This window comes from Aminobacter sp. J41, assembly GCF_000526635.1.
GTDB lineage: Bacteria > Pseudomonadota > Alphaproteobacteria > Rhizobiales > Rhizobiaceae > Aerobium.
In genome coordinates, this window is the sequence record NZ_JAGL01000028.1 from 32,134 (window position 1) to 42,177 (window position 10,044).

6 protein-coding genes are annotated in these 10,044 nt (G+C 63.6%); 5 read left to right on the plus strand and 1 reads right to left on the minus strand.

The window, feature by feature from the left end:
• The first annotated feature begins 38 nt into the window (after window positions 1-38).
• The 5 genes from L630_RS0116170 (at window position 39) to L630_RS0116190 (ending at window position 7,344) form a co-directional block, all read left to right on the plus strand.
• Window positions 39-842: a DUF4167 domain-containing protein gene (locus L630_RS0116170; RefSeq protein ID WP_024849279.1), complete on the plus strand. Its 804-nt coding sequence runs from the start codon at window positions 39-41 to the stop codon at window positions 840-842.
• Window positions 843-1,141: 299 nt separating this feature from the next.
• Complete coding sequence (gene clpB / locus L630_RS0116175; RefSeq protein ID WP_024849280.1) at window positions 1,142-3,751, plus strand: ATP-dependent chaperone ClpB; 2,610 nt, start codon at window positions 1,142-1,144, stop codon at window positions 3,749-3,751.
• 67 nt (window positions 3,752-3,818) lie between these two features.
• The gene (locus L630_RS0116180) at window positions 3,819-4,385 is read left to right on the plus strand and encodes a putative glycolipid-binding domain-containing protein (RefSeq protein ID WP_024849281.1); all 567 of its coding nucleotides are present in this window, start codon (window positions 3,819-3,821) and stop codon (window positions 4,383-4,385) included.
• Between the two features lie 164 nt (window positions 4,386-4,549).
• On the plus strand, window positions 4,550-5,839 hold the full coding sequence (locus tag L630_RS0116185; protein ID WP_024849282.1) for a flavin-dependent oxidoreductase: 1,290 nt from the start codon (window positions 4,550-4,552) through the stop codon (window positions 5,837-5,839).
• 89 nt (window positions 5,840-5,928) lie between these two features.
• A complete protein-coding gene (locus tag L630_RS0116190; RefSeq protein WP_024849283.1) occupies window positions 5,929-7,344 on the plus strand; it encodes a L,D-transpeptidase in 1,416 nt (471 codons plus the stop codon).
• A gap of 70 nt (window positions 7,345-7,414) precedes the next feature.
• Here L630_RS0116190 and L630_RS0116195 read toward each other — a convergent pair whose 3' ends face one another.
• A complete protein-coding gene (locus L630_RS0116195) occupies window positions 7,415-9,382 on the minus strand; it encodes a M23 family metallopeptidase (RefSeq protein ID WP_024849284.1) in 1,968 nt (655 codons plus the stop codon).
• Window positions 9,383-10,044 lie beyond the last annotated feature (662 nt).

Sequence of the window (10,044 nt, forward strand, 5' to 3'; positions counted from 1 at the left end):
TCTGAGCGGACATTGGCATCCTCAAAAGAGAGACCAGAATGAGGCCACAGCAGAACAGGCGCATGCGCGGGCGCGGCGGCGGCAATAACAACGGCAATAACCAGAACCGTAAAGGCCCGAATCCGCTAACCCGTACGTACGAGAGTAACGGCCCGGACGTAAAGATCCGCGGCTCCGCTCAGCAGATCGCCGAAAAGTACACCGCACTCGCACGGGACGCCCAGAGCGCCGGCGATCGTGTCATGGCCGAGAACTACCTGCAGCACGCAGAGCACTATAACCGCATCATCATGGCGGCGATGGCGCAGATGCCGCAGCAGCCGGTTCGCGACATTCGCGACGACGAGGATGCCGACGACGAGATGGACGACGGTTTCACGCCGGTCCAGCCGCAGCAGCAGGCAGCGCCTGCCGAGCAGCAGCAGAATAACAATCAGCATCAGCAGCGCCACGAGCGTCGTCGTCACCGCGATGGCGATGGTGCCGAGCAGCCGCGTGACGGCAGCGAGCCGCAGCCGGTCATCGAGGGCACGCCTGCTGAGGTTGCCCTGACCGACGCGGCGGAAGTCGAGGCTCCCGCCCAGCCGAAGCAGGAAGGTGGTCGCCGTTCGCGCGCTGCCGCTGCAGCCGAGGCTCCGGCCGAGGCGCCGCAGGCTGAAGCCGCCGAGGAGGCAGCACCCGCTGCCGCAGCCAATGGCGAAGCTTCGCCGACGGATGGTGAACAGGAAGATGCTCCTGCCCGTCGTCCGCGCCGCACCCGCCGCCCACGCCTGAAGTCCGGCGAAGAGGCGAGCGAAGCAGGAACGTCCGGCGACGAGCCGATCACCGAAGCGGCACAGTAAGCTTTAGATACAGCAGTTCAGGACGGCGGGCTCAGGCCCGCCGTTTTCGTTTGTGTCGCCGGAAAATGCGTTATCGTGTCCATGCGGCGGCGGTGAAAAGGCTCTTCGCGAGACCCTGCAAAAAAGTTCTTCTTGTCGCCTTCACAAGCTCTTGAGCCGATCGGCTGACATGCCCATATCCGCGTCAACGGGGCCTGCCGCGAAGACGTTTTGACTACGGTCATGGCGTTGATGGGGGTCCGTCACATTGAATCTGATCCGGTGCTGCCTGGCGGGCCGGTCAGGGAATGGAGACACAGATGAACATTGAGAAGTATTCCGAGCGCGTGCGGGGTTTCATCCAGTCTGCCCAGACGATGGCGCTTTCCCGCAATCATCAGCAGTTCACGCCCGAGCATATCCTGAAGGTCCTGATCGATGACGAGGAGGGCTTTGCATCCTCGCTGATCGAGCGTGCCGGCGGACGCTCAAAGGACGTGCGCCTCGGCGTCGAGGCAGCCCTTGATGCACTGCCGCGGGTCGAAGGCGGCAACGGGCAGCTCTACCTGTCGCAGCCGCTGGCCAAGGTTTTCGCGACCGCCGAGGAACTGGCGAAGAAGGCCGGCGATTCCTTCGTCACTGTCGAGCGCCTCCTGACCGCACTTGCCGTCGAGAAGTCGGCAAAAACCGCCGACATCCTGGCGAAGTCGGGCGTGACGGCGACCGCGCTCAACCGCGTGATCGAGGACATCCGCAAGGGCCGCACCGCCGATTCGGCATCTGCCGAGCAGGGCTATGACGCGCTGAAGAAGTATGCGCGCGACCTGACGGCTGACGCGCGTGCCGGCCGACTTGATCCGGTGATCGGACGCGACGACGAAATTCGCCGCACCATCCAGGTGCTGTCGCGTCGCACGAAGAACAACCCGGTGCTGATTGGCGAACCGGGCGTGGGCAAGACCGCGATCGCGGAAGGCTTGGCGCTGCGCATCGTCAATGGCGACGTGCCGGAGTCCCTCAAGGACAAGCAGCTGATGGCGCTCGACATGGGCTCGCTGATCGCCGGCGCGAAGTATCGCGGCGAGTTCGAGGAGCGTCTGAAGGCAGTGCTGTCCGAGGTGACGGCAGCCGAAGGCGGCATCATCCTGTTCATCGACGAGATGCACACGCTGGTCGGCGCCGGCAAGTCCGAGGGGGCGATGGATGCATCGAACCTTCTGAAGCCGGCGCTGGCACGCGGCGAGCTGCACTGCGTTGGCGCGACCACGCTCGACGAGTACCGCAAGTACATCGAGAAGGATGCCGCACTTGCCCGCCGCTTCCAGCCGGTCTTCGTTGAAGAGCCGACGGTCGAGGACACGATCTCGATCCTGCGCGGCATCAAGGAAAAGTACGAGCAGCACCACAAGGTGCGCATCTCCGACTCGGCGCTGGTCTCGGCGGCAATGCTGTCGAACCGCTACATCACCGACCGCTTCCTGCCGGACAAGGCGATCGACCTTGTCGACGAATCGGCTTCGCGCCTGCGCATGCAGGTCGATTCGAAGCCCGAAGAGCTCGACGAACTCGACCGCCGCATCATGCAGCTGAAGATCGAGCGGGAGGCGCTGAAGGTCGAGACCGACGAGGCGTCGAAGGATCGCCTGGTCAGGCTGGAGAAGGAACTCGCCGAAGTTGAGGAAAAGTCAGCGACGCTGACGGCGAAGTGGCAGGCCGAGAAGCAGAAGCTGGGCCTCGCCGCGGAACTGAAGAAGCAGCTCGACGAGGCGCGCAATGAACTGGCGATCGCACAGCGCAAGGGCGAGTTCGCCAAGGCGGGTGAGCTCGCCTATGGCCGCATCCCCGAGCTCGAAAAGAAGCTCGCTGAAGCTGAAGCCCATGACAGCGCGGGCTCGATGGTCGAAGAGACCGTGACCCCGCAGCACATTGCGCATGTTGTGTCGCGTTGGACCGGCATTCCGGTCGACAAAATGCTCGAAGGCGAGCGCGAGAAGCTGCTGCGTATGGAAGACGAGCTTGGCAAGCGCGTTGTGGGGCAGGGTGAGGCAATCCAGGCCGTCTCCAAGGCGGTGCGCCGCGCGCGTGCCGGCCTGCAGGACCCGAACCGGCCGATAGGCTCGTTCATGTTCCTTGGCCCGACGGGCGTCGGCAAGACGGAGCTGACCAAGGCGCTGGCTGCATTCCTGTTCGACGACGACACCGCGATAGTCCGCATCGACATGTCGGAATTCATGGAGAAGCACTCCGTGGCCCGTCTGATCGGCGCCCCTCCCGGTTATGTCGGCTATGAGGAAGGCGGCGTTCTTACCGAGGCGGTTCGGCGCCGACCGTATCAGGTGATCCTGTTCGATGAGATCGAAAAGGCGCACCCGGACGTCTTCAACGTGCTCCTGCAGGTGCTCGATGATGGCCGCCTGACCGATGGACAGGGCCGGACCGTCGACTTCCGCAACACGCTGATCATCATGACGTCCAACCTCGGCGCCGATTATCTCGTCTCGCTCGGCGAGAATGAGGACGTCGACAAGGTCCGCGACGACGTGATGGCGGTGGTGAAGGCGTCCTTCCGTCCGGAGTTCCTGAACCGTGTCGACGAGATCATCCTGTTCCACCGCCTGCGGCGTAAGGACATGGGCCAGATCGTCCAGATCCAGCTGGCTCGTCTCGAGAAGCTGCTCGAGGATCGCAAGATCGTCCTCGACCTCGACGATGAGGCGGTCGAATGGCTGGCGGAAAAGGGTTATGATCCTGCCTATGGAGCGCGTCCGCTGAAGCGCGTGATCCAGAAGGAACTGCAGGATCCGCTCGCTGAGAAGATCCTGATGGGCGAAATCTTCGATGGCTCTTCCGTCAAGATTACGTCCGGTTCGGACCGGCTGATCTTCCGCCCGAAGCAGCGCGCGGCGGAAACCGAGGCGGCAGCGGCCTGACGACCACAACAACAGGCACCCTTCCCCCATGGGGGAGGGTGCACAACCATGACGGGGACAAAATGCCATGCAGGGCAAGATGATCCTCTTCTGGCGGCGGCTCGACCTAACGGCGCTCGAACGTCTGGAACTCGAGGCCGGGGTGGGCGGCATTCGCGCCAGCTCAACCATAGTCAGCATCGAGCATTCGGGCTTCCAGCTCGACTACGAATGGCTGCTCGATCACGAGTGGCGAACTACATCCCTCGAAATGCACAAATATGGCCCGTCCGGCCGGCAGGACGTTCGGATGGAACGCGTGGGCGGCGGCTGGTCGGTCAACGGCGAGGTGCGCAGCGACCTTAACGGTGCCGACGAGCCGGACCTGTCGGCGACGCCGTTCTGCAACACGCTGCCGATCCGCCGGCTCGGGGCGGAGGTTGGGGCGGAGCTCACCCTCGATACCGTATACGTCGACGCGGCCGATCTTTCTGTTGTCCGCTCGCGCCAGCGCTATCTGCGCCAGAGCCGTGACATCATCCGCTACATCGACCTGGGCACCGCCGCTGGCTTTGAGGCCGAACTGGTCGTCGATGCGGACGGCCTTGTGCAGGAGTATCGCAATCTGTTCGAGCGGGTTCATGTAACCGAGTGAGACCACAGGCCTCACTAGAATTGTTCGCGTGCCGGTTTCACTCAGACGCAAAATCATCTACAGCATCCCGCGAAAGTGGAGGAACTGGCCGGGCTTGTCCCGTGCCTTGGCAGAGCATGACCTTTCCCGGACTGCTCTGAATACTACAGCCCAGGGGAGGGGCCGTGACTGCAGAACCCGTGATTATTGCTGGCGGTGGCATCGCCGGCCTTTCGCTTGCGCTGACGCTGCACCAGATCGGTGCGCCGGTCCTCGTCCTTGAATCGGTGCGCGACCTGCGGCCGCTCGGCGTCGGCATCAACCTGCAGCCGAACGCAGTGCGCGAACTTTTCGACCTTGGGATCAGTGAAGCCGATCTCGATGCGATCGGCATGCAGACCCGCGAATGGGCGCTGGTCGGGCTCAACGGCAACGACATCTATTCCGAACCGCGGGGGCTGCTGGCCGGTTACAAATGGCCGCAATATTCGGTCCACCGTGGCGAGCTGCAGATGATGCTCTATCGCAAGCTGGTTGAGCGGGCAGGGCCGGAGGTCATCCGATTCGGCGCGCGCGTCACCGGCTACCGGAACAATGCGGACGGAACCGTCACCGCCATTGTCGAGACGGCTGATGGCGAAAAGTTCGAAGAGAATGGCTGCCTTCTCATCGGCGCGGACGGTCTGCATTCCGCGGTGCGGGCGCAGATGCACCCCGATCAGCCGCCGATCCACTGGGGCGGCGCGATCATGTGGCGCGGCACCAGCCCTGGGGTCCCGATCCGCACCGGCGCTTCGTTCGTCGGCCTCGGCACCCACCGGCACCGCTTCGTCTTCTACCCGATCTCCGCTCCCGATGCCGAAACCGGCCTTGCGACCATCAACTGGATCGCCGAGGTGACGGTCGATCCGTCCGAAGGCTGGAAGAACCGCGGCTGGTTCAAGCCGGTCGAGATCGACGACTTCGCGCACCACTTCGACGGCTGGACCTATGAATGGCTGGACATTCCGGCGCTGCTGCGTGGTGCCCAGATCGCCTACGAGAACCCGATGATCGACCGCGATCCGGTTCCGACCTGGCATGACGGCCGGGTTCTCTTGATCGGCGACGCCGCACACCCGATGTACCCGACCGGCTCGAATGGCGCGAGCCAGGGGATCATGGATGCGCGTCTCCTCGGCGCTCTTTTCCTCTGGCATGGCCTTACACCGGATGCGCTGGCGGCGTTCGACACAGAGTATTGCGGCCCCGTCTCTCAGATCGTGTTGCGCAACCGCGGTGCGGGACCGTTCGGGCTGCTCAACCTCGTTGACGAGCGCTGCGGCGGCACGTTCGACAATATCGACGATGTGATCCCGCCCGAGGAACGCACCGAGTTCATGGCGGGCTACAAGGCGGCCGCGGGCTTCGCCGTCGAGAAGCTGAACGCATCACCGCCGACGATAGCGCCGGGCGCAACGCTCACTCGCACGTGACGTTGCGTTCTGCCATTTTCATGTCCCGTTCATGTCGCATGCGATAGCGTGGTCAACGAAATCGGCCACTTTGCAATCGGGACAACGGAATGACGGCGAGACTGATTCCCCTGACTTTGGCTCTCGTGGCGGGCCTTTCGCTGGAGGCGGCTGCACAGAGCCGCCAGGTCGAGGTCTTCTATGACCAGTATGGCCGGGAAGTGCTTCTTGACGTCTATACCGGCGAAGTCGTGGCGATCCGTGAGCCGCGCGGCCGCGCGCGCGGGGAGATCCGCCGCGAGGAGCTTGGCCGCGGCGGCTACGATGACCGCTACCGCGACTATGGCCGCCGCTACCCGGCGGAGCCAGTGTACCCGGACGACGAGTACATTCTCGAGGACAATGGGGACGACTATGTCTATCCCGACGATGGCTATGCGCGCGAGGAACTCCCACCCTATGAGGAGGCGCCTGCTCCCTATCCGGACCTGGTGACGCCGGGGCCGGTCGAGCGCAAACCGCTGGAGCAGCCTTCGGTCATCGCCGTTCCCGGCGAGCAACAGCAGCCCGTCACCGGCGAGAGCCAAACGGCGACGGTTTCGCCTGACACGCCGACGATCCTTGAGGAACAGCCGCGCGCGATTCCCGACGTCAGCCAGGCGCCGACGATTTCGCGTACCGGCGCCACCGAGGAAATCGCCAAGATTCAGATCCTGCTCGACCGCGTCGGCGCTTCGCCCGGAGTTATCGACGGGCGCATCGGCGACAACGTCAACAAGGCGATCGATGCCTATCGCGAGCTCACCGGCGAGACGCTGCGCACCTACGACGCCGCCTATATCGACGAAAAACTCGCGGCGACCGGCGGCGATCCGTTCATCACCTACGAGATCAAGCCGGAAGACGTGGCTGGCCCATTCGTCGCCGCGATCCCGAGCGACTATGGCGAGAAGGCAAAGATGGAGCGCCTCGGCTACACCTCGGTAGTCGAGATGCTCGGCGAGCGCTTCCATGTCGACCAGAAGTACCTGGTCGCGCTCAATCCCGGCATCGACTTCAACAAGCCGGGCTCCATCGTCAAGGTGCCGAATGTCGGCAAGCCGCTCACCGGCAAGGTCTCGCGCATCATTGCCGACAAGGGCCGCAAGCAGCTGCGCGTCTATGATGACGCGGGTAAGCTCCTCGCGATCTATCCGTCGACCATCGGCTCGACCGCAACCCCGTCGCCGACCGGCACCCACACGATCGAGCGGATCGCGATGAACCCGGTCTACACCTATAATCCGAAGATCAACTTCCAGCAGGGCAACAACACCAGCATCCTGACCATCCCTCCGGGGCCAAACGGTCCGGTCGGCACAGTCTGGATTGCGCTGTCGAAGCCGACCTACGGCATCCACGGTACGCCCGACCCGGAAAAGATCGGCAAGACCAACTCCAACGGCTGCATTCGCCTGACGAACTGGGACGCGGAGGAGCTGGCAAAGATGGTTTCGCCGGGCGTCACCGTCGAGTTCATCGAATAGGCGACTCACACGAAAAAGAAAAAGCCGGCGGTCGCTGACCAGCCGGCTTTTTTCTTGTCCATTCTTTCTTCTACCGGACGCTCGCCATCTTGAGCCGCGGCTCGTCCCCATCGCGCAGCAGCTGGTCGATGCGTTCGCGTTCCTTCTTGAAGGCTTCGAGCTGTTCGCCCTTCAGCGCCTTCTCGTTCGGCAGGCGCACGCGCATCGGGTCGACCTTGGTGCCGTTGACGATGACTTCGTAGTGGAGGTGATTGCCCGTCGAAAGACCGGTCGAGCCGACATAGCCGATCACCTGGCCCTGGCGAACTTTCGCGCCTTCGGTGACACCTTCTGCAATCGCGCTCTGGTGGTTGTACGAGGTCTTGTAGCCATTGGCGTGGCGGATGATGGTCTGTCGACCATAGCCGCCCGCCCAGCCTGCCTTCTCGATGACGCCGTCGCCGGAGGCGATGATCGGCGTGCCGCGGGGAGCGGAGTAGTCGACGCCGGTGTGCATGCGGGTATAGCCGAGGATCGGGTGTTTGCGGCCGCCAAAGCCGGAGCGGAAGGTGCCGTTCGGCACCGGATTGCGCAGCAGGAACTGGCGCGAGCTGCGGCCTTCCTCGTCAAAATACTCGACCGAGCCGTCTTCCATCTGGAAGCGATAGAAGGTGCGGGTCGTGCCGCTGAAGGTTGCCTGGACGTAGAGCAGCTCGGAATTTTCCGTCGCGGCATTGTCCTCGTCGGGCTGGGAGAAGAAGGCTTCGATCCGGTCGGACGGGGTGAGGCGCGACTGGAAGTCGACATCGGATGCCAGCAGCCGGATCAGCTGCCGGGTCATCGGGCGCGACATGCCGTAGGAATAGGCGGCACGGTGGATGCCGTCATAGACGGTCGGCAGGTCGCCGCGGCCGCGCACCGCCGGCTGGTTCGTGTCGAAGGCGGTCATGATCGCCGGATTCGGCTCCGGCTCGCTGCCCTGCACATACTGATTGCGGTCGTCGAGCGCGATGGTGATGACGTGGCTGCGGCCCTTGTAGATGCTGGCGCGCACGATGCGCCCCATCTCGCCCCTGGTCTCGATGCCCAGACGAATCACGTGGCCGGCCTTCAGCGCTTCGGTGCGCATCAGCTTTGAGATCGCCCGCACCATGCCTTCCGAATCGGCGCCGGCATAACCAGCCTCCTCAAGCGCCTCCGCGACGTTGCGCTCGACGGGGAAGGGGATGATGTCCTCGGCATAACCTTCGGCATCGGTGCCTTCGGTATCGCGCGGTGCGTAGGAGACGTTCTCCTGCACAATGCGGATGCCGAACGAGCTGCCGAGCGTCAGGCTGGAGAGCGCAGCTTCAGCGCCGCCGAATCGCTGCGGATCAACATAATGAAGCGACGCAACCTGGACGTCGCCGTCGGTGAGGATCGCGCCGGTATTGCGCACGACCTGCTCGACCTCGTCGGCGGAAAGGGCGCTGCGCTCGTCGAACTGGGCGACGTCGAGGGGGAAATCCGTGGTGCGAAGGCTGACCTCGCTGTCAACCTTGGCGCCGTAGATCACGCCGGTGCTGGCGAAAAGATCGTTGCGGGGCCGCGCCGCGCTCTCGTCTTCCGCGAATACCTGCAGCGGATCGAAGGGCGGATAGGAGCGGGTGGTGGTGTGACCTGCGGCGAGCGCCATCTTCACATGCACGAACGGCATGGTGCGAACGACGTCGCGGTCGCCGGCACGGACCATGGTCGACACTTCCATGCGCCGCCGGTCGGTGGCGCGGGAAAGCGTGCGCGGCGGCACCAGCCTGGTGGTTTTGGCGGCATCGCCCGCGGCCGTGGTGCTGATCGAGGCTGGGTTGAGAATCTCCGGGGGGGTCGCGAGCTTTTCGCGTCCGTCGAGAGCCGTGAAGAGGGCCGCCCCCATCAGCACGCTGGAGGTAATGCCGGTCATGAATGTGCCCGAGAGCCAGCGTGCCGACACCTCGCGGCGGTCCGGCGGACCCGCGCGCCCGTCGCCGACGAGCGGCGGCTCGTTGCCGAGCCCGGCTATGGTGTCATCGAACTGCTGCATCGCGGTCGGCGGTCTTTCCCCTCGGGCGGACTGCATTCGAATTGTCGAGCGCGATGACAATTGCCTGTCACACGCCCCCAAGTCAACGAAAGCTCCAAAATCCGGAGCCCACTCTCTCTGTATAAAGGATGACGCTTGTGCGGAGACTGCGGTGCAATCGCGCCCGCGTCATGGGAGGAACGGACTATGGGCCGAATGGGGCTCCAATATGACCTTGGCCCGTTGTCCACCGCCCGCCGATTTTTCGACCATAGCCTTGATTTTGCGCAAGGTTTGGGCAGGCGGGAAAAAGTTCATTGGGGCGAAAAAATCTCGCAGAATGTCGTTGACAGGGTTGGGGAGTGGGGCCTATATACGCCTCACCAACGACGGCGGCGGCGCTGCTGGCGGCGAAGAGCTTCGCTCTTGTGATCCGCGAGTTGGACGACATTCAAGCGAGCCGCGTGAGCGAACCTCGTCGGGCTGAAGCCGATGGTGATGGAGCCCGGGACACTGTTTTGTGTCTGATCTTTGACAACTGAATAGCGAAGAAAGAGAAACGTGGGCGGCAGAGGCTCGCGGGACTTGAGAAGGATCTTCGGATCTGGATGGGTTCCAAACGAGACTTTGGCGGATCACGTTTCGAGAGACAGTTACATTCGCTTAAGGTGTTCGCAAGGATG

Bases quoted from the DNA above. Each gene is read 5' to 3' on its own strand.
- L630_RS0116190 (WP_024849283.1), top strand. From the start codon at position 5,929: ATGACGGCGAGACTGATTCCCCTGACTTTGGCTCTCGTGGCGGGCCTT.
- clpB (WP_024849280.1), top strand. From the start codon at position 1,142: ATGAACATTGAGAAGTATTCCGAGCGCGTGCGGGGTTTCATCCAGTCT.
- L630_RS0116170 (WP_024849279.1), top strand. From the start codon at position 39: ATGAGGCCACAGCAGAACAGGCGCATGCGCGGGCGCGGCGGCGGCAAT.
- L630_RS0116180 (WP_024849281.1), top strand. From the start codon at position 3,819: ATGCAGGGCAAGATGATCCTCTTCTGGCGGCGGCTCGACCTAACGGCG.
- L630_RS0116195 (WP_024849284.1), bottom strand. From the start codon at position 9,382: ATGCAGCAGTTCGATGACACCATAGCCGGGCTCGGCAACGAGCCGCCG.